This window comes from Falsiroseomonas bella (assembly GCF_003173615.1).
Classification (GTDB): domain Bacteria; phylum Pseudomonadota; class Alphaproteobacteria; order Acetobacterales; family Acetobacteraceae; genus Falsiroseomonas; species Falsiroseomonas bella.
Map to the genome: position 1 here is coordinate 97,212 of NZ_QGNA01000006.1, position 17,093 is coordinate 114,304.

The window sequence follows — 17,093 nt, forward strand, 5'->3', positions numbered from 1 at the left end:
GGGTGGAGCCGTGGTGGCCGGGGCGGACCACGCGCGGCCCCCCACTCCCCGAGGTGTGGTGTGCGCGCGCCGATGAGGCGCGCACGCACACCCCCGTAGGGGGTGGATGAAACACCTAACTCCTCCTCTGGCCGCAAACCCTTGATCGGATTGCCGAAAAGAGGAGTTAGGTGCGAAATTCGAGGAGTTCGGGACCTAACTCCTCTGTCCTCCCAAGCCATTGACTTCATGGGGAAGTTTTCCGGGAGGAGTGAGGAGTTAGGCCTAACTCCTCAGGAGTGAGGTCGTCCAAGACCCCCTCCGGATAGACCCAGACCTCAGGGTTCTCGACGTCGAGCGCGTTGCCGGTCTGGGCGCATTTGAAGTGGCTGGGCAGCACCGGCTTCGCCGCGCTGGTGATCTCTCCGGTGGTCGGGTCGATGGTCTCTACCGCGCTGCCGAACACCATCCCTTCGACGCAGAGATAGCCGAAGCGCGAGCGCACGACGGGGAAGCCGAAATCGCTCCCGTCGCGTCGGAACTTCACGAAGCCCTTCGTGGCGAGAACGCTCAACCTCTCCCGGATGGTGTGCTTGCTGCCCAGCCCGGCCTTATTCTCGAACACCTCCGCAAACTGCATCATCGGATACAGCCGCCCTTCGGCGGCTTCATCGAGCAGGATGCCCAGGATGACGTCGTGCTTGCGCAGGCGCTCAGCATCGAGCTTGCGGCCGATGTCCTTCCGCACCAGGCGCTCGCCGCGGCGATCCATCTCGACCCACCGGCCTGCGACCTTGTCGATGAGCAGCGGCGAGAGCGCGGGCCCGTTGCGGAGTTCGAGATGCAGCTCGCGCGGCGTCTGCTCCTCGTCCGGCCGAAAGAGGATCATGCCGGAGGTGTAGAAGCCCCGCAGCGCGCTGGCGCCGGAGAGCGACAGGAAGGGATCGTCCTTGACCTGCTGCTTGCTGAGCTTCTTCGTGTGATGCGCGAGAATGATGCCCGCCTCGGGCGCGACCTCGTCGCGCAGCGCCTCGACACGGCTCTGCAGAAAGAACAGCATCGCCCCGTTGTCGTTCTCACCCTCGCCGCCTGGCCCGCCGTCGAAGAGGTTGCGGATCGGGTCGATGCAGATGACGTCGGGCGGCGCGTCGGGGAAGGCCTGGCTGATGGCCGCAGCGACGAGCGGCACGCCCTGCTCGTCGAGCAGCATGCGCAGCTTCGGCGTCACCACGAGGGTGTCGCGCGCGCGAGCGACAACGTCGCGATCGAGGTGGAGCTGCTGCAGCCGCTCGCGCAGGTAGTGATACTGGATCTCGGCTTGCAGATAGAACACGCGCAGCGGGCGCGGTGCGGTGAAGCGCAGGAAGGGCGCGCCGGCGGCGGCGTGCACCAGCAGGCTGATCAGGAAGTCGGATTTGCCCACCTTCGGCGCGCCGCCGAGCACCAGCATCCCACCCGGGGTAAGCAGGCGCGGCCCGATCAGGTCGTCCGGCATCGGCGAGGTGTCGTCGAGCAGCGCGCCGAGCGTGTGGGTGGGGACAGCGGCCGGGGGTGCGCTGTCGGCGCGCAGCAGCGGCGGGCCGTTGCGGTCGACGTGCAGCGCCCAGATCGCGTCGGTCTCGGCCTTCAGGCGCTCCAACGGCCAGGGCGGACGCAGGCAGGCGGCGTTGTAGCCGCAGATCGCCTCCCATCCCTGGTCGGGGGTGAGGCGGCCTTCATGGACCTGGCGGACGAAGTGGCCGATGGCCGCGCTGGCGCCCTGGAAGCGCGTCCAGCCGTCCTGGGCGCCCTCACGGACGGGGGTGGTGAGCACCCCGTCCAGGCCTGGCCGGTCGGACTGTGCGGCCGCTGGGGCGCGTTCCTGCGCCGGCAGGAAGGGCATGGCGGCGACCGCCTCGGCGAATTCCCCGAGGTCGACCTCGCGCCGCGGATCGTGGTGGCGGATGGTGACGACGCGCTCCACGCCACCCTTGCGGTAGATCGTGCCTGGCACGCGGATCGGCTGGTGGGCGGAGCGGAAGTGCGGGTCACCGCCGACCTTCTCCGCCATCTCGCCGCGCAGCGCGCAGAGGCGGGCGACGTCTGCGCCCTCCGCCGGTTCGGTCAGCCGCCACCAGGCGTGGAGCTTGGCCGCGCCCTCGGCCGTGCGGCCGCCGCTCTCCACCAGCAGGGTGGGAGCGCCGAGGTGCTGGAGCAGGTGGGCGAGCTTCGCTTCCACATCGCCGGTATCGAGATCCACAACCGCGGCCTGCATCTGCAGGACGTGCTCGGCGCGGGCCTGGCCGTGCTCGGCGACGGTGCCGGGAATGACATAGACCGCGCTGCCGTCGCGCGCGGCCCAGGCGGCGAAGGTGCCGAGCGATTCCGCCGCATGCTGATCGGCGAGGATCCATATGTTATGCGGGCGGCTGTCGATCCCCTGGCCCTGATCGACGAAGCCGCGGACGGGGATCAGGCCGTCGCAATAGCCGAACACCACCTCGAGGAAGGCCGCGATCTGCTCGCGGTCCAATGCGATAGCGGCGCCTGGGTGCGGCATCGACTGCCCAGCGCTGGGAAGCCGATCGAGGGCGATCTGCCCACCGGCGGGAAGATCGCGCTCGCCGTCATCCGGCAGCGATACCGCGTCGTTGAAGTCGCCCCAGGAGTTCACGCCGGCAGCGCCCAGCAGCGCTTCGCCCAGGGGCAGAAGCGGCACTCGAAGAAGTCCGCGCTGCTCGCCACGCGCGGCAGCAGGTCACCTGCGTCGCAGGCGCGCAGGACACGGACCGCACGGTCCGACATGCGCTGCGCCAGGTCCGCGTAGAATGGGACAAGCTCGTGATGAAGCTCGGCAGTATCCTTATTGATGGCGGTGAACAGCGCCGGGTTGTCGGCGACGCCCGGCACCGCCGCGTCCATATACGCCTGGTAGACGGCGACCTGCGCCGCGTAAATCGGCTTGGCGGCGGCAACGCCCTTGCTGGACGTCTCGCGCCAGGCCTTGGCGTTCATGGTCTTGCATTCCCAGAGCGCGGGGAACGCCATACCGGGGATCGCGGGCCCGCCGGCGAAGATGCCGTCGACATGGCCGCGGATGCGCCCGCCTGCCACCGCGAAGCCGAACTGCTCGCCGTCCGGCCGATTGCCCTTGCGGGTATACAGATCGAAGCCGGCGGCGCGGAGCCAGGCCACCGCCACGTCCTCCAAGGCGTGGCCGATCCCGAAGATCCGAAGGATGCGCCCGTCGAAGTCGGCCCCCTCGTCCTTCGGCGCCTGCAGGAACTCGAATTGGAGGGCGCGCTCGCAGGCATGGCCCAGGCGCGAACCGCCGAGATAGTTTCGGGGTGGGGTGGCCACGTGCCGCGCCACCAGCGCCGCGTCGATCGCGGCGTTCACGTGCAGGGCGGTCCGGCCGCGGCTGTTGAAGTCCAGCATCAGAAGGGCAGCTCCTCCACCGGCTGGCCGCGGGCGATCGCCTGCATGGCGTCCTGGAACCCGCCGACGGCGACCTCGATCAGCGTCAGCACCTGCGGCTCGGTCAGGTCCTGCAACCGGGTGGCCCAGCCGATATCGTCCATGGCCTCGGCGATGCGGCGCATGGCGGCGCGGATCGCCGCCCGCTCCTGCTCGGTCAGATCAACCATGGCGGGCGCCGCCCGCGCCGCGAGGCGCGTCCAGAAGGCCTGGCAGTCCAGGCCGCAGAAGGCCGCGGACGGTCGCGGCTGCACCTTGCGGGTGGGGTCGAACCAGCCGAAGCCGCGCGACGGGCGCGTGCAGACGGCGCAGGGCGGGACGGGCGCGCGCATCGCGGATCACGCTGCCTGCTCCCGGGGCTCCGGATGCGCGGTCATCACCAGCCGCCGGATGTCGTGGCGATTGAACTTGAAGGTCAGCAGCGCGGAGGCCTGGTAGCGGGTCATGCCGAGATCGAGCCGCGCCGCGGGCGGGAGGTGCGCGAGCTGGCGCTCGGTCGGCGGCTCACGCAGCCAGCGCCGGCTCTTGTGGGCGGTTTCGTCCGTCTCGTGGGTGTTGAGCCAGTCATCGGCGGCGGCCAGCGTCACCAGCCGCTCGCCGATCGCCAGCAACCTGGTCTGCTCGCCCTTGGCGCCGCCGACGGCGTGCCAGGCGCCGTTCAGGAAGAAGGTACCCGCCCAGCCGTGCAAGCCGTTGGCGAGCAGTGCCGCGTTGTCGCCGAACAGGTCGCACCACTGGAAGGCCGAGCGCCGGAGAAGGTCGAGCTCCGTCATGACGAAGTCGGTGAGCGGCGCCGTGTCGCGCTCCCGCGGCGTGAAGGCGTGCCCGCAGATCGGGCACTCCATCACGGAGATCGGGATCTCGGCCTCGCAGGAGGGACAGGTCTTGGTCGGTGCCTCGCCCTGGCCGGGTTCACTGTCGAGATCGACGTCCTGCTCCAGGCAGCCATGAATCTGCGAGGAGGTGCCGAAGTCGAGCACTATGCAGTCGCGCTTGACGATGCCGGGGAACTCGGCCGGGTCGACGGTGCGGAGGCCGCGCCCCACCATCTGGATCATGGTGGACTTGAAGGAGGATGGACGAAGGAGGACGACGCAGGAGGTGGGCGGATGGTCCCAGCCTTCCGTGAGCACCGCGACGTTCACGACAACCTGCGCCTCGCCCCGCGCGTAGGCGGCCAGCACCGAGCGGCGCTCGCCGTCTGGCATGTCCCCGCGGACAACGACGGTGGGGATGCCGGCCGCGTTGAAGGCGCCGGCGACGTGTTCGGCATGCGCCACGGTGGAGCAGAAGACCACCGTCTGCCGGCCGCCGGCCTTCTCGCGCCAGTGGCGGACCACGGCATCGGTGACCGGCACGGTGTCCATGATGCGGGCAACCTCGCCCATGTCGAAGTCGTCGCCGCTGCGCCGCACCCCGCGGAGCTCCTCCGCGACACCGACATCGATCACGAAGGTGCGGGGTGCGGCGAGATGGCCGGAGCCGATCAGCTCGCCGAGGCGGATCTGGTCCGCCACGTTCGAGAAGACGGCGCGCAGCCCCCGCTTGTCGCCGCGGTTCGGCGTCGCCGTGACCCCATAGATGTGGCAGGCCGGGTTGCGCTGCAGCGCCCGATCGACAATCCGCCGATAGCTGTCGGCGACGGCGTGGTGCGCCTCGTCGATCACCAGCAGGTCGAGCGTCGGCATGGCATCCAGGTTGGCCGGCCGCGTCAGCGTCGGCACCATGGCGAAGGTCACCTGGCCGGCCCAGGACTTTTCCGCCGCATCCACCACGGAGGTGGTGATGCCTGGCGCTACGCGATGAAACTTGCTGCGGTTCTGGGCGGTCAGCTCGTCCCGGTGGGCGAGCACGGCCGCCTTGCCGCCGCCACCGAGCCGCTGCGCGACGGTGGCGGACAGCATGACCGTCTTACCGGCCCCGGTCGGGGCGACGGCGAGGGTGTCGCCGCGGGTGTCGAGCGCCTGCAGGCTGCGCTCGACGAACAGCTTCTGGCGGGGACGGAGGATCATCCGATGCGTGATCCTCAGCGGGCCCAGCTGGGGCGTTCACCCTGTGTAGCGGCGGGCGCCGGCGGAGCGGCCGGGAAGGCGCCCGGCGGAATAGCGGCCGGCGCCGGCGGCGTGGCCGTGGGCGGCGCGTAGCTTTGCGGCGCCGCATAGCCCGCCGGGGCGACGTGACGGCCCATCACCTGGGCGTAGTCCCGATGGTCCGGCGTGACCGCGCCGCGGATCTCGTTCTTCTCCTCACCGCCGGCGTCGGTACCGACATCGATCCTGCCGATGAACTCGAGGCCGTCGAGATCGGCGAAGCCGGAGATGCGTCGCGCCGCCTGCGCCTGGGGCGAGAGGTCCTTGTCGGAAATACCGCGAGCGGAGTTCAGGATGCCGCGGATCAGGCCGCGGCCCATGTTCGCCCAGTCCGGCCCCTTCGGACTGTAGAGGCCGATCAGCGTGAAGATCTTGCGCTTGGCGTAGGGCCCCTCCAGCACGGTGAACTCGCCATTGAGATACACCGCGCCGGAATTGCCGCGCGTCGCGTAGCCGCCAGTCCAGCCCTGGCTCGGATCGTCGAAGCCGCCGGGGCGGATGGTCAGGCGCACCTTCGCGAGCGTGCCCTTCGGGATCAGGTTCGGGTTCGACTTCGCGTCGTTGTAGTCGTTCCACGCAGGCATGCTGGTTCTCCTCGAATCAGGTTTTGGGGGTAGCGGACGGGGCGGGCAGCGCGAGCGGCGGCGCTGGAAGGGCAAGCCGCTCGGGAATGGGACGAGCAGGGCCGCGGATCTTCGCGAATAGGCGCCCGAGATGCGGTTCCTCGACCATGTCGAGCCGGCCGCTACGGTCCTTGGCGGGATAGCCCCAGGGGTTCAGCGTCTGGCAGATCAGCGCGCGATACGGCTTGCCGTCTGCGTCCTTGAGGGCAGCAAGGGTGAGGACTTCATCCACGATGCCCGGCAGTTCGAGGCCAGTCTTGCTGCCCTCGATCTGCGGCACGAAGATCTTACGATTGAAGTCGTCGACCTTCTCATCGAGGATCCCGACGAAGATCACGTTCTTGCGGCGCGTGTGCTGCAGCTGCGTCAGCCAGGCGATCATCTCCCGCCCGTGCAGCCCGTAGGCGCCACGGGTATCAGGCTTCCCCGTGCGGTCGGAGAAGGCTTCCTGCTGTCCGCGGCACCACTGCAGGCAGAGGCGACCGGCAACCGTGATGCTGTCGATGAACAGCGTGTCGTAGCGGTCGAGCGAGGCGGGATCGCCGTATGTGGCGCAGACGGTTTCGTAGTGCGCGCGCGAGTAGGTCTGCTCGTCGCGCAGCGCGGGATTTGGCCCGCCGACGAACGCCGCGAGGTCGCGGCATTCCTCCCAAGTGCGTGGCCGCACCGCGTCGCCCGGCCAGCCTTCGACGGCGAGATCACCCGCCTCGAGGTCCCAGAACAGCGTCGTCGCCGCGTTCAGCGTCCACAGTAGGCTGGTCTTGCCTTCGCCGCTTCGCCCGAAGATCGCAGCCTTGATCATGCGCTCGACAGCCATGCGCTCATCGGCGGTGATGATGCGCAGCGGCATCAGCCGATCCCCCTGGACGGAGGCGGAGCGCCGGCGTGCGGGCTGTCACGCAGCTCGCGCTCGCTGCACATCGTCAGCCTGTAGACTGGCTTGCCGGTGCGCACCGTGCGCGCCGGCTCGAAGGCCTTGCGGATACGATCGGGCCAGGCGGTGTAGGCGCGCTCCGAGACCTTGAAGCTGACCTCCAGGTATTCGGCCGGATCCTCCCCGCCAGCGCGGATATGATCGGCGAGCGCGGCGAGCCGGCGCTGGTCCCATTCGACGCGCTTCGGCAGTTCGGCTGAGACCTCGACGCTGCCATCCTGGAAGCGGATAGCGCCGGTGTCCTTACCGGCTGCAGCCCGGGCGCCGATTGCGCGCTGCTCGTAGCGGAGCGCGATTGCGCCCTCGATCCAGTCGAGGGTGCGCTTGGCGGCGTCCAGCGCCTCGCGGGCATCGGACTGGAGCAGCGCGAGATGCTCGGCAGGCAGCGCGATGACGTCGCCGACCGGCATGGTGCGCACGGTGCCGAGAGACGGACGGTTGCTGCGCGTCTCCATCACGCCGCCTCCGCCAGCAGGGACAGCGAAGGCAGGACCGGTCGCCGCGGCGGCTTCGGGACAACACGCTGCTGGTGCGGACGCGGTCGCAGCACCAGCAGATAGAGGAAGCAGTTCGGCGCCTCGCGGCGCTGCAGGAGGTGACACCAGCCCGCATCGGCCAACCGCCAGGCGTAGTTCGCCACGACGTCGAGCTCGATGCGCTGCTGCTCCGGCAGCTCACTGGCATACCGATCGCGATCGCGCGCGAGCTCGCCGCGGTGGTAGATGATCACCTGACCGGGCGACGCCTCCATGACACGCTCGCAGAGCGCGTTGGCATCGCTGGGAATGGAGACGTCCGATGCATGGAGACGATCGGCAGGGATGGCGTTCCCGAGCGGTCGAATGAAGCTCACTGGCGCAGCGCCCTTCTGTCTGGTTGCGTCTGCTCCTTATCTACCGATCGACCTCCCGAATTTTCCCACGGCCCCGCGGCAGCGCGACGACGCCCGATGCGCGCAGCCAGAAGCGCAACTCCTTCACGTCGCGATAGAAGGCGGAGCTCGACCGCCCGCTGCGACGCTGTGCCGCCGCGACGTCACCTTCGGTCTGCAGCAGGATCACGAGCGTCTCGCGCTGCTCCTTGGGCAGGTCGCCGATCAACCTCTGCAGATCGAGGCGAGCGTCGACCGCCTGCGCCATGTCGATCGCAGGCGGCTGCGTCACGGATCGCGCATCGGCCAGCGCGTCGATCGAGCCGACATCCAGTGCCACCTGCATCTGTGCATGGCGGCGCGATGCGGCCTGGCAGTGATCGGCCACCACGTGCCGCGCCAGGAGCCCGACGAAGGTCGCCCACCCCGCATGGGCGGGATCGAAGCGCCCCGCGCGCTCGATGATGGCGAGCAGGATGTCCTGCTGCAGGTCGTCGCGATCGGCGGCCGGCATGCCCGCGCGGCAGGCCCGGCGTGCGGCGATGTGGCGTGCCGCCGCGAGGGCGATGGCCGTATGATCATTGTCCCATTCAGGGGCCTCGCGCTCCCGAACGCCGTAAACCACACACATGACGACGAACCCTCTCCGTTCTCGTGGCAGAGTGCCGGAGAGAGCCACCCGCGCCGGGGGTGCGGCCAGGGCGGAAAGGTGCCGAATGGTGCCGAATAGGCCGCGGCGACAGCGAGGAAAGGACATAAAATCAACGAAATGACTGACCCCATCCTGCGCTGTGGGCGTGGTCTCCCTGCAGCGGCACCATTCGGCACCCCGGCAGGTCGAAGGGACTAGACAAGGGCTGAGCGGAAGGAACATAAAGCGAACATCACATACGCCGACCGCCACGCACCATAGGAACACGGTCCATGCCGCTCGCCGTCCACTACCCCTCGGGCTCCCCGCCCGCTGGCCGACGGAGCCTGTCCACCGCCGAGATCCGCGCGGTCGCGGCGCAGGCCCGCCGCCAGTTGCTCGCCGATCCGGCCGAGTTCGCGCTGCAACTCCCGGGCCTCGTCGCCGCCGCCGCGATGATCAGCGTGAACACGAAGAACTTCGCCGTGCAGTGGGATCTGACGCAGCCGCTGCGGGACCAGTCGGGGCGTGCCGTGCTCGGGATCTGCGACGTCGATCCGGCCGAGCCAGGCTGGGCCTATGTTTCCATCGACGGGCCCACGGTGTCGCGCCGTCCGGACCTGGCGCTCAGCACGGCGGCACATGAGCTCGGCCATCTGCTGTTCGACGTGCCCGATGAGATGGACGTCGGATCGCGGCGCTATCGCGCCGTCGCACGCTCCGCATCGGCGCTGGAGAGCGTGAGCCGAGGTGCGGAGGGGCGGGCCAATGAATTCATGGGCGCGCTGCTGGTTCCGCCGGTTCCGCTGCACACCCGCCTGCTGGCGCTCGCGCGCGGCGAGGGACTGCGCCTTGCGCGGGCGCCGCATGAAGGGCGGCCCGCGAGCCCAGTGTTGGCGGCCGGCAATCCTGCCGACGTGGTGGCCGGCGTGTTTGCCGCGCTGGCGATCGAGTTCGGCGTCACGGAGCGATTCATCGCCGTTCGCGCGGCGCGCTACGGCCTTGTGCAGGGAGGTATCTGATGGCGTTCGGGGACGTGATCCGCGCCCGCCGTACCGAGATGGGCATCGGGCTGAACGACATGGCGGAGCGGCTGGGGATATCGGCCGCCTATTGGTCGCGGATCGAACGCGATCTGGACAGCCCGCCGCGTGACGAACTCATCGAGAAGGCTGCGGCCATCCTGGCGCTGCGGCTCGATGACCTCTTTGTGGAGGCACGGCGCCTGCCGCCGGACATGCAGCGCGACATTGGTCGCGTCGTGTTCGCCTATCGCCGCATGCGCTCCATCCACCGCTGATGAAGGAGGATGTCATGGTGCACCGGCCCATGCGGAAGCTGTTCTATGATCTGTCCGACGCCGGCAGAAGGCTGGACCTCAGCCTCGTCGACATCGGTGCATTCGTCGTGGAGCGCAAGATGCGCGTCTGCACGCCGGCGGCAGGCCTGCTCGTGGAGTTCGGCCTCTGGGAGAACGAGGGCAGCGTCGACCAGTACGCCGTCGCCGAGGAGGTGCGCGAGGTCAGCGGCCTTGTCGACCTTCGTCCGCAGGACGCGCTTGCGATCATCCAGTCCGGAAGCGCGGCCATTGAGTTTCTGGATGCGGCGTCCGGCTCATACCGGCGGATTATCCGGACCGAGGGCGATCCGCCCGGGTTTGCTGTTCGTCGAGAAAATCTCGGTGTCCGGCACGAGGTGCTGCAAAAGCTTGCCGATGAGTTCGGCGTTGATCTTGCGGAACCAACGGCGCTGCCGCGCCTCGGCGCGCTGCGCACGCATGATTGGGACGCCTGCATGCTGGAGGTATCCCGGCTGTTCTACTTCGAGGGCGTGCCGGAATCGAAGGCGGCCTTGATCCGGCATGTGCAGGCTTGGTTCGCGAGCCAGGGGCCGAAGGTGCCGGACGAAAGCACCTTGCAGAAGAAGCTCAAGGATACCTGGGCGATGTTCGCGCCGGAGGCCCGGAAGAGGAGGGCATAGGACGAGGCGGCCGCAGCGGCGTGGGAAAGATCGAGGAGGCGATCGGTAGATAAGGGGTAGGACGCTAGTGCAGAGCGATGCCCCAGCCGATCAATCCCCATCTCCCGCCCAACCTTCGCGAGGCGTGTGACCTGCTTGCCAGGGGGCTCCTGCGGCTGCGCAGCCGCGCTGCCGAGGAAGCCGCGCGCGCGGCCGGCAGCGAGAGGGTGGTTCGACTACACACCGTCCCCGGCCAGCGCCTTCGTGCGAACCCCAGGAGAAAGGGAGACGCATGACCCGCGCGAAGCCGACCACCACCACGATGACGATCAGCGCCATCCCGAAGCAGGACGTGCCTGCGCGCCTCGCCGCGCTGGCCGGCATGCCGATCGGCGAGCTGAAGGCCGAGTGGCGCCGCCTCTTCGGCACCGAGCCGCCGCCCTACAACAGGAGGTTCCTCGAAAGCAGGCTTTCGTACCGAACTCAGGAATTGGCGTATGGCGGCCTCAGGCCCGAGACCATCGCGCGCCTCGAGGCGCTCGGCGAGCAGATTGAAGGCAGGAACCTGACCCTGCGCCGGATCCGTCGCGAGCAGCGCCCGATCGCCGGGACGCGGCTGCTGCGGGAGTGGAAGGGCGTCGAGCACGTCGTCACCGTCACGCGCGACGGCTACGAATGGCAGGGGCGGCCGTATCAGTCGCTCTCCGCCATTGCGCGTGCCATCACCGGCACGCGCTGGAACGGCTGGACCTTCTTCGGCATGCGGAAGGCCGGCGCATGACCCGCCGCGACGCCGCCATGCCGGCGAAGGCGCGCAAGCTGCGCTGCGCCGTCTACACCCGCAAATCCACGGACGAGGGGCTGGAGAAGGAGTTCAACTCGCTCGAGGCGCAGCGCGCCGCATGCGAGGCCTACATCGCCTCGCAGCGGTCCGAAGGCTGGGTGCTGGTGCACGACCGCTATGACGATGGCGGCGTCAGTGGCGGCACGCTCGATCGTCCCGCGCTGAAGCGGCTGCTGGCCGACATCGAGGCCGGCCTCGTCGATGTTGTCCTGGTTTATAAGGTGGACCGGCTGTCGCGGTCGCTGATGGACTTCGCCAAGCTGGTCGAGACCTTCGAGGCGCACGAGGTCACCTTTGTTGCGATTACACAGTCGCTGAACACGACCACGAGCATGGGGCGGCTGACGCTGAACATGCTGCTCAGCTTTGCGCAGTATGAGCGCGAATTGATTGGTGAGCGCGTGCGCGACAAGATAGCCGCATCGCGTGCGCGCGGCATGTGGATGGGCGGGCCAGTGCCGCTCGGCTATCGGGTCGAGAACCGCAAGCTGCTCGTCGACGAGGCTGGCGCTGCGACAGTGCGGCGCGTGTTCGAGGGGTTCGCGGAGATCGGCTCCGGATCCCGCCTGCTGCCGATCCTGGCGGCGGAGGGTCACGTCACGAAGACGGGTCGGCCGTTCGACAAGGGCGCGCTCTACAAGCTGCTGGTGAACCGGGTCTATATCGGCGAGGCCGTGCACAAGGGGACGGCCTATCCCGGCGAGCACGCGGCCATCGTCCCACGGGAACTGTGGGATCGCGTCCACAGCATCCTGGCCGAGAGCCCGCGCGCGCGTGCGGCGCAGAACCGCGCCACCGCCACGGCGCTGCTTCGCGGCCTGCTGTTCGGGCCGGACGGGCGGGCCATGTCGCCGAGCCACACCCGGAAGAAGGGCCGGCTCTACCGCTACTACGTCAGCCAGGCCGTGCTGCAGGGCGGGGCGAACGACGCGCCGCACCGGCGGCTGCCAGCGGGCGAGATCGAGGGCTTGGTGATGGCGCAGGTGCGCGCCCTGCTGCGCCAGCCGGAGGTCGTAGTCGGCACCTGGCGCGCCGCGCGGGCGGAGGCGCCCGACGTCACCGAGGCCGAGGTCTGCGACGCGCTCGGGCGGCTGGATCCGCTCTGGGATGAGCTGTTCCCCGGCGAGCAGGAGCGGATCGTGCGGCTGCTGGTCGAGCGCGTGGACCTCACCTGCGCCGGCGCGCAGATCCGGCTGAACCTCGAAGGGCTGGCCGGGCTGGCGCGGGACATGGCGGCGAAGGAGGCGGTTGCGGCATGACCAGCGTGACGGTGGTGGTGCCGATGACCATCCGGCGCCGCGGTGGGCGGAAGCAGATTATCGGGCCGGATGGGTCGCCAATGCAGGCCGGCGGCGACGCCGCGGGCCTGACGGAGACGCGTGGCGACCCAGCGCTGGTGAAGGCGTTGGCGCGGGCGTTCCGGTGGCGGCGGATGCTGGAGGAAGGGCGGTATGCGTCTATCCGGGATCTGGCGAGGGCCGAGGGCGTGAACCGGACCTACGTCGGGCGGCTCCTCAATCTGACCCTGCTGGCGCCCGATCTCGTGGACGCGATCCTGGATGGTCGAAGGACAGCGGCCGCGCCGGGCCTGCAGGCAGATGGCTCGATTCCCTCTGCGTGGTCGGCACAGCGGGGAGCGTGGGGCTGATTGGCGGCCACAAACTTGCTGTCGCCCGCCGCTGCGCCACGGTCAGTCTCGCCGAGCAGTTGAATCCGTTCCGCCCATGTCGGATCATCCACCGTCAAATTCCGAATCAACGCGCCAGCGCGCCAGAATTGCCCCGGGAAGACATGGTCCGCGAAGTCCTGCGTGAGCGTTTCGTCGAAACACTGAAGGAGCTCGGCGGCAGCGCCGGCAATGGGCGCCTGCGCGATACCCTCGGCTGGCAGGACGAAACCTATTGGGCCGTCCACACAGCACTGATTGAAGACGGCACGGTCATCGCCGGCCGCGGGCGCGGCGGGTCGGTTGCGCTCGCCGGCCGTGCCGCCCCGCCGGCCGCCCCGACCGCGAAGGCGCCTCGCCAGCCGGACCTGCTGGCTGCGGAAGAGGCGCCTGTGCCGGCAGCCGCGCCGAAGGCCGCCGCGAAGCGTGGCAACGGCAACGGCGCCACGCTCGGCTTCGAGGCGCAGCTCTTCCTCGCTGCGGACAAGCTACGGAAGAACCTGGAACCCTCCGACTACAAGCACGTCGCCCTCGGCCTGATCTTCCTGAAGCACATCTCGCTGGCCTTCGAGGCGAAGCGCGAGGCGTTGCTCGCCGAGGAGCCCACCGCCGCCGAAGACCCTGACGAATACCTGGCCGAGAACGTCTTCTGGGTGCCGAAGGAAGCCCGCTGGTCGCACCTGCAGGCCAGCGCGCGCCAGCCCACCATCGGCAAGATCATCGACGACGCCATGGGGGCGATCGAGGCGCACAACCCCGGCCTCAAGGGCGTGCTGCCGAAAGACTACAACCGGCCTGCCCTCGACAAGGTCATGCTGGGCGAGCTGATCGACCTTATCTCCGGCATCGCCACCGGGGAGCCGGGCGACACCGCGAAGGACCTGCTCGGCCGGGTGTACGAGTACTTCCTCGGCGGCTTCGCCGGGTCGGAAGGCAAGCGCGGCGGCGAGTTCTACACCCCGCGCTCCGTCGTTCGCGTGCTGGTCGAGATGCTGGAGCCCTATAAGGGCCGCGTCTACGACCCCTGCTGCGGCTCGGGCGGGATGTTCGTGCAGTCCGAGAAATTCGTCGCCGAGCATGGCGGCCGCATCGGCGACATCGCCATCTACGGGCAGGAGAGCAACTACACCACCTGGCGCCTGGCGAAGATGAACTTGGCGGTGCGCGGCATCGACGCCGATATCCGCTGGAACAACGAAGGCAGCTTCCACAAGGACGAGCTGAAGGATCTGCGCTTCGACTTCATTCTGGCGAACCCACCCTTCAACATCTCGGACTGGGGCGGGGACCGGCTGCGGGAGGATGCGCGCTGGGTGTTCGGCGTGCCGCCCGCGGGCAATGCCAACTATGGCTGGCTGCAGCACATCTGGTGGCACCTGGCGCCGAACGGCACGGCAGGCGTGGTGCTGGCCAATGGCTCCATGTCCTCGGGCCAGAGCGGGGAGGATGTGATCCGCCGCGCGATGGTCGAGGCGGACGCGGTGGACTGCATGGTGGCGCTGCCGGGGCAGCTCTTCTACTCGACGCAGATCCCGGCCTGCCTGTGGTTCCTGGCGAGGAACAAGAACCCCGGTGGCGGGTGGCGCGACCGGCGCGGCGAGGTGCTGTTCATTGATGCGCGGAAGATGGGCGCGCTGGTGGACCGGACGCGGCGCGAGCTGTCCGAGGACGACATCGCGCGCATCGCCGACACCTACCATGCTTGGCGCGGCGAGAAGGACGCGGGCGCCTATGCGGATGTGCCGGGGTTCTGCAAGGCGGCGACGTTGGATGAAGTGCGCCGTCAGGCTCATGTGCTGACGCCTGGGCGGTATGTCGGCAGCGCGGACAACGACGATGACGAAACGCCTTTCGCAGAGAGATTCGCACTCCTGCATGGCCAACTCCGAGACCAGTTCAAGCAATCCGAACAACTCGCGTCCCGCATAACCGCGGCGCTTGAAAAGGTGGCCTCCTAGTTGCCGCGCGCCATGACAGTTACCGGCGGTCGCAATGCGACGCTCGCCGTGATTCCGGGCCGGTTCGCTCTCTCTGTCGGGCGGCCTGATCTCGCGGCCCCGAGCGGATGGAATTGGACCCGCCTAGCCGACGTTGCTCGGCTGGAATCTGGCCACACGCCGTCTCGCTCTAGGCCCGAGTATTGGGGCGGCGACGTGCCGTGGATCGGGATCCGGGACGCAACCGCCAACCACGGGCGCACGCTTCACGACACGAACGAGCACACGAACGCGCTCGGCATAGCCAACTCGTCTGCGCGCATATTGCCAGCGGGCACCGTCTGCCTGTCGCGCACCGCATCGGTCGGATACGTCGTCATGATGGGCCGGCCCATGGCAACCAGCCAGGACTTTGTGAACTGGGTCTGCGGCGACAGCCTGAACCCGCATTTCCTTAAGTACGTTCTGTTGGCAGAACGCGAAGCGCTGCACGTTTTCGCCACTGGCAGCGTCCATCAGACCATCTACTTCCCCGAGGCGAAGGCGTTCCACATCTGCCTGCCACCGCGGCCAGAACAAGACGCCATCGTCGATGTTCTCGGCGCGCTCGACGACAAGATCGAGTTGAACCGGCGGATGAACGAGACGCTGGAGGCGATGGCGCGGGCGATCTTCCAGGACTGGTTCGTCGCCTTCGGCCCCACCCGGGCCAAGATGGAAGGCCGCCCGCCCTACCTCGCCCCCGACCTCTGGTCCCTGTTCCCTGATCGCCTCGACGCGGAGGGGAAGCCGGAGGGGTGGGATACAGCCAGCGTCTACGACTTCGCCGACGTGATCTATGGCGCTCCGTTCGCGTCCTCCCGCTTCAATGGCGAGGGGCGAGGTTTGCCGCTGATCCGCATACGCGACCTGGCCGAACATGCACCTTCGATCTTCACGGATGAGGAGCATCCGAAGGCGCAGATCATCGAGCCCGGCGACATCGTCATCGGCATGGACGGCGAATTCCGCCTTCACCAGTGGAAGGGGCCGCGCGCCTTGCTGAACCAGCGCGTCTGCCATCTTCGGCCCAAGCCTCGTGTGCCGCGCGCCTTCGTAGCATACGCGCTGATAGAACCTTTGGCGTTCTTCGAGCGTGGCAAGGTGGGGACCACGGTCATTCATTTGGGCAAGGCAGACATCGACACGATCCGCCTCATCAGTCCCGGACGGGCTGTACTCGATGGCTTCGGAGCGGCAGTCGAGCCGCTCCTCGCTCGCGTGGTCGCAAACGCCGCGGAATACCGCACCCTCGCCGCCACGCGCGACCTCCTCCTCCCCCGCCTCATGTCCGGCGAACTCCGTGTGAAGGATGATGAGCGTACCGTGGAGGCCGCAGCATGACCCTTCGATCGCAGATCGACCGTGCCCGCTTCGCGGATATCTTTCTCGATGTCTATCTCAGTGGTGGCCTCGGCAGCCTGTCAAAGCGAGAGATAGACCTCCTTGTGCTGCGCGCGCTGATCGAGGCTTCAACGACCGACGCAGCGCAAGCGGCGCTTGCTAATGCAGACCCATTTTATCTGGGCAGAGAATGCCGCGTACGTGCAACCCGAATGCGCTCGATGCTCGATGAGCTTCGGTATCGCAATCCTCCAACGGACGAGGACCTGCGCACACAACTGCGTGACCAACTTACCAGAGGCGAGCGCATCGCGGACGGGACCACCGTCAGGATACAGATCGAGGACGGACTTCTTCGCGACTACGCGAGAAAGGTGGTTCGGGATGACTTCGGTGTCGTTGACAGTTCGTTTGACCGAGCAATCATAGCGTTGTCGCCGGCCAAATTCCTGGCGCTTGTACTCGCGGTGCTTGGTCCTGACGCTCGCACGGAGTTCGAGACACAGCTCACCGCCACCAAGCCCGGAACGGTGCCTGCTCCTATCGAAGGTCGCCTCACTTGGATCTTCAAGAAGATGGGCGAAGCTGCAGCCGGCGAGGTGGGCAAGCGAGTGGTCCAACTCTCTGATGAGTGGCTACGCGCAAACGGAGCTTCCGTTGCCGGCACTGTCCAAGAACTTGCGGCTCAGATTTGGAAGCTCGTCTCTGGATGAAGACCGG

18 protein-coding genes are annotated in these 17,093 nt (G+C 68.2%); 9 read left to right on the forward strand and 9 right to left on the reverse strand.

Features of this window, described 5'->3' with window-relative positions:
* Nucleotides 1–226 precede the first annotated feature (226 nt).
* The 9 genes from DFH01_RS23845 to DFH01_RS23885 all read right to left on the reverse strand — a co-directional run bounded on the left by DFH01_RS23845 (nt 227) and on the right by DFH01_RS23885 (nt 8,632).
* Nucleotides 227–2,677 (reverse strand): AAA family ATPase, encoded by a 2,451-nt coding sequence (locus DFH01_RS23845; RefSeq protein WP_233256256.1) that lies wholly within the window; start codon nt 2,675–2,677, stop codon nt 227–229.
* The gene (locus DFH01_RS23850; RefSeq protein WP_109873028.1) at nt 2,629–3,396 is read right to left on the reverse strand and encodes a hypothetical protein; all 768 of its coding nucleotides are present in this window, start codon (nt 3,394–3,396) and stop codon (nt 2,629–2,631) included. The genes DFH01_RS23845 and DFH01_RS23850 overlap by 49 nt, the downstream gene beginning before the upstream one ends.
* A complete protein-coding gene (locus DFH01_RS28535) occupies nt 3,396–3,767 on the reverse strand; it encodes a DUF6511 domain-containing protein (RefSeq protein WP_199231381.1) in 372 nt (123 codons plus the stop codon). The genes DFH01_RS23850 and DFH01_RS28535 overlap by 1 nt, the downstream gene beginning before the upstream one ends.
* A gap of 6 nt (nt 3,768–3,773) precedes the next feature.
* Nucleotides 3,774–5,447, reverse strand: coding sequence for a DEAD/DEAH box helicase (locus DFH01_RS23860; RefSeq protein WP_109873029.1), 1,674 nt, complete (start codon nt 5,445–5,447; stop codon nt 3,774–3,776).
* A 14-nt stretch (nt 5,448–5,461) separates the two neighbouring features.
* Nucleotides 5,462–6,109: a hypothetical protein gene (locus tag DFH01_RS23865; RefSeq protein WP_109873030.1), complete on the reverse strand. Its 648-nt coding sequence runs from the start codon at nt 6,107–6,109 to the stop codon at nt 5,462–5,464.
* 16 nt (nt 6,110–6,125) lie between these two features.
* Nucleotides 6,126–6,998, reverse strand: a complete 873-nt coding sequence (locus DFH01_RS23870; protein WP_109873031.1) for an ATP-binding protein — start codon at nt 6,996–6,998, stop codon at nt 6,126–6,128.
* Complete coding sequence (locus DFH01_RS23875; protein WP_109873032.1) at nt 6,998–7,537, reverse strand: hypothetical protein; 540 nt, start codon at nt 7,535–7,537, stop codon at nt 6,998–7,000. The genes DFH01_RS23870 and DFH01_RS23875 overlap by 1 nt, the downstream gene beginning before the upstream one ends.
* Nucleotides 7,537–7,833, reverse strand: a complete 297-nt coding sequence (locus DFH01_RS23880; RefSeq protein WP_146217134.1) for a hypothetical protein — start codon at nt 7,831–7,833, stop codon at nt 7,537–7,539. Before DFH01_RS23880 ends, DFH01_RS23875 begins: the two co-directional genes overlap by 1 nt.
* A 142-nt stretch (nt 7,834–7,975) precedes the next feature.
* Nucleotides 7,976–8,632: a hypothetical protein gene (locus DFH01_RS23885; RefSeq protein WP_146217135.1), complete on the reverse strand. Its 657-nt coding sequence runs from the start codon at nt 8,630–8,632 to the stop codon at nt 7,976–7,978.
* Nucleotides 8,633–8,877: 245 nt separating this feature from the next.
* Between DFH01_RS23885 and DFH01_RS23890 the strand changes: the two genes are divergently transcribed.
* The 9 genes from DFH01_RS23890 (at nt 8,878) to DFH01_RS27940 (ending at nt 17,086) form a co-directional block, all read left to right on the forward strand.
* On the forward strand, nt 8,878–9,606 hold the full coding sequence (locus DFH01_RS23890; RefSeq protein ID WP_109873035.1) for an ImmA/IrrE family metallo-endopeptidase: 729 nt from the start codon (nt 8,878–8,880) through the stop codon (nt 9,604–9,606).
* The gene (locus DFH01_RS23895) at nt 9,606–9,884 is read left to right on the forward strand and encodes a helix-turn-helix domain-containing protein (RefSeq protein ID WP_109873036.1); all 279 of its coding nucleotides are present in this window, start codon (nt 9,606–9,608) and stop codon (nt 9,882–9,884) included. The genes DFH01_RS23890 and DFH01_RS23895 overlap by 1 nt, the downstream gene beginning before the upstream one ends.
* On the forward strand, nt 9,884–10,564 hold the full coding sequence (locus DFH01_RS23900) for a hypothetical protein (RefSeq protein ID WP_109873037.1): 681 nt from the start codon (nt 9,884–9,886) through the stop codon (nt 10,562–10,564). The genes DFH01_RS23895 and DFH01_RS23900 overlap by 1 nt, the downstream gene beginning before the upstream one ends.
* A gap of 271 nt (nt 10,565–10,835) precedes the next feature.
* Nucleotides 10,836–11,324 (forward strand): DUF2924 domain-containing protein, encoded by a 489-nt coding sequence (locus DFH01_RS23905; RefSeq protein ID WP_269846292.1) that lies wholly within the window; start codon nt 10,836–10,838, stop codon nt 11,322–11,324.
* The gene (locus DFH01_RS23910) at nt 11,321–12,646 is read left to right on the forward strand and encodes a recombinase family protein (protein WP_109873038.1); all 1,326 of its coding nucleotides are present in this window, start codon (nt 11,321–11,323) and stop codon (nt 12,644–12,646) included. Before DFH01_RS23905 ends, DFH01_RS23910 begins: the two co-directional genes overlap by 4 nt.
* Entirely contained in the window at nt 12,643–13,035 is a 393-nt protein-coding gene (locus tag DFH01_RS23915; RefSeq protein ID WP_109873039.1) for a hypothetical protein, read from the forward strand. The genes DFH01_RS23910 and DFH01_RS23915 overlap by 4 nt, the downstream gene beginning before the upstream one ends.
* A complete protein-coding gene (locus tag DFH01_RS23920) occupies nt 13,026–15,011 on the forward strand; it encodes a class I SAM-dependent DNA methyltransferase (RefSeq protein WP_442899726.1) in 1,986 nt (661 codons plus the stop codon). Before DFH01_RS23915 ends, DFH01_RS23920 begins: the two co-directional genes overlap by 10 nt.
* A gap of 12 nt (nt 15,012–15,023) precedes the next feature.
* Nucleotides 15,024–16,373, forward strand: a complete 1,350-nt coding sequence (locus DFH01_RS23925; RefSeq protein WP_109873215.1) for a restriction endonuclease subunit S — start codon at nt 15,024–15,026, stop codon at nt 16,371–16,373.
* The gene (locus DFH01_RS27940; RefSeq protein ID WP_146217137.1) at nt 16,370–17,086 is read left to right on the forward strand and encodes a hypothetical protein; all 717 of its coding nucleotides are present in this window, start codon (nt 16,370–16,372) and stop codon (nt 17,084–17,086) included. Before DFH01_RS23925 ends, DFH01_RS27940 begins: the two co-directional genes overlap by 4 nt.
* Nucleotides 17,087–17,093: the final 7 nt, after the last annotated feature.

Bases quoted from the DNA above. Each gene is read 5' to 3' on its own strand.
- DFH01_RS23850 (WP_109873028.1), bottom strand. From the start codon at position 3,396: ATGCTGGACTTCAACAGCCGCGGCCGGACCGCCCTGCACGTGAACGCC.
- DFH01_RS28535 (WP_199231381.1), bottom strand. From the start codon at position 3,767: ATGCGCGCGCCCGTCCCGCCCTGCGCCGTCTGCACGCGCCCGTCGCGC.
- DFH01_RS23860 (WP_109873029.1), bottom strand. From the start codon at position 5,447: ATGATCCTCCGTCCCCGCCAGAAGCTGTTCGTCGAGCGCAGCCTGCAG.
- DFH01_RS23865 (WP_109873030.1), bottom strand. From the start codon at position 6,109: ATGCCTGCGTGGAACGACTACAACGACGCGAAGTCGAACCCGAACCTG.
- DFH01_RS23870 (WP_109873031.1), bottom strand. From the start codon at position 6,998: ATGCCGCTGCGCATCATCACCGCCGATGAGCGCATGGCTGTCGAGCGC.
- DFH01_RS23875 (WP_109873032.1), bottom strand. From the start codon at position 7,537: ATGGAGACGCGCAGCAACCGTCCGTCTCTCGGCACCGTGCGCACCATG.
- DFH01_RS23880 (WP_146217134.1), bottom strand. From the start codon at position 7,833: ATGGAGGCGTCGCCCGGTCAGGTGATCATCTACCACCGCGGCGAGCTC.
- DFH01_RS23890 (WP_109873035.1), top strand. From the start codon at position 8,878: ATGCCGCTCGCCGTCCACTACCCCTCGGGCTCCCCGCCCGCTGGCCGA.
- DFH01_RS23895 (WP_109873036.1), top strand. From the start codon at position 9,606: ATGGCGTTCGGGGACGTGATCCGCGCCCGCCGTACCGAGATGGGCATC.
- DFH01_RS23900 (WP_109873037.1), top strand. From the start codon at position 9,884: ATGAAGGAGGATGTCATGGTGCACCGGCCCATGCGGAAGCTGTTCTAT.
- DFH01_RS23905 (WP_269846292.1), top strand. From the start codon at position 10,836: ATGACCCGCGCGAAGCCGACCACCACCACGATGACGATCAGCGCCATC.
- DFH01_RS23910 (WP_109873038.1), top strand. From the start codon at position 11,321: ATGACCCGCCGCGACGCCGCCATGCCGGCGAAGGCGCGCAAGCTGCGC.
- DFH01_RS23915 (WP_109873039.1), top strand. From the start codon at position 12,643: ATGACCAGCGTGACGGTGGTGGTGCCGATGACCATCCGGCGCCGCGGT.
- DFH01_RS23925 (WP_109873215.1), top strand. From the start codon at position 15,024: ATGACAGTTACCGGCGGTCGCAATGCGACGCTCGCCGTGATTCCGGGC.
- DFH01_RS27940 (WP_146217137.1), top strand. From the start codon at position 16,370: ATGACCCTTCGATCGCAGATCGACCGTGCCCGCTTCGCGGATATCTTT.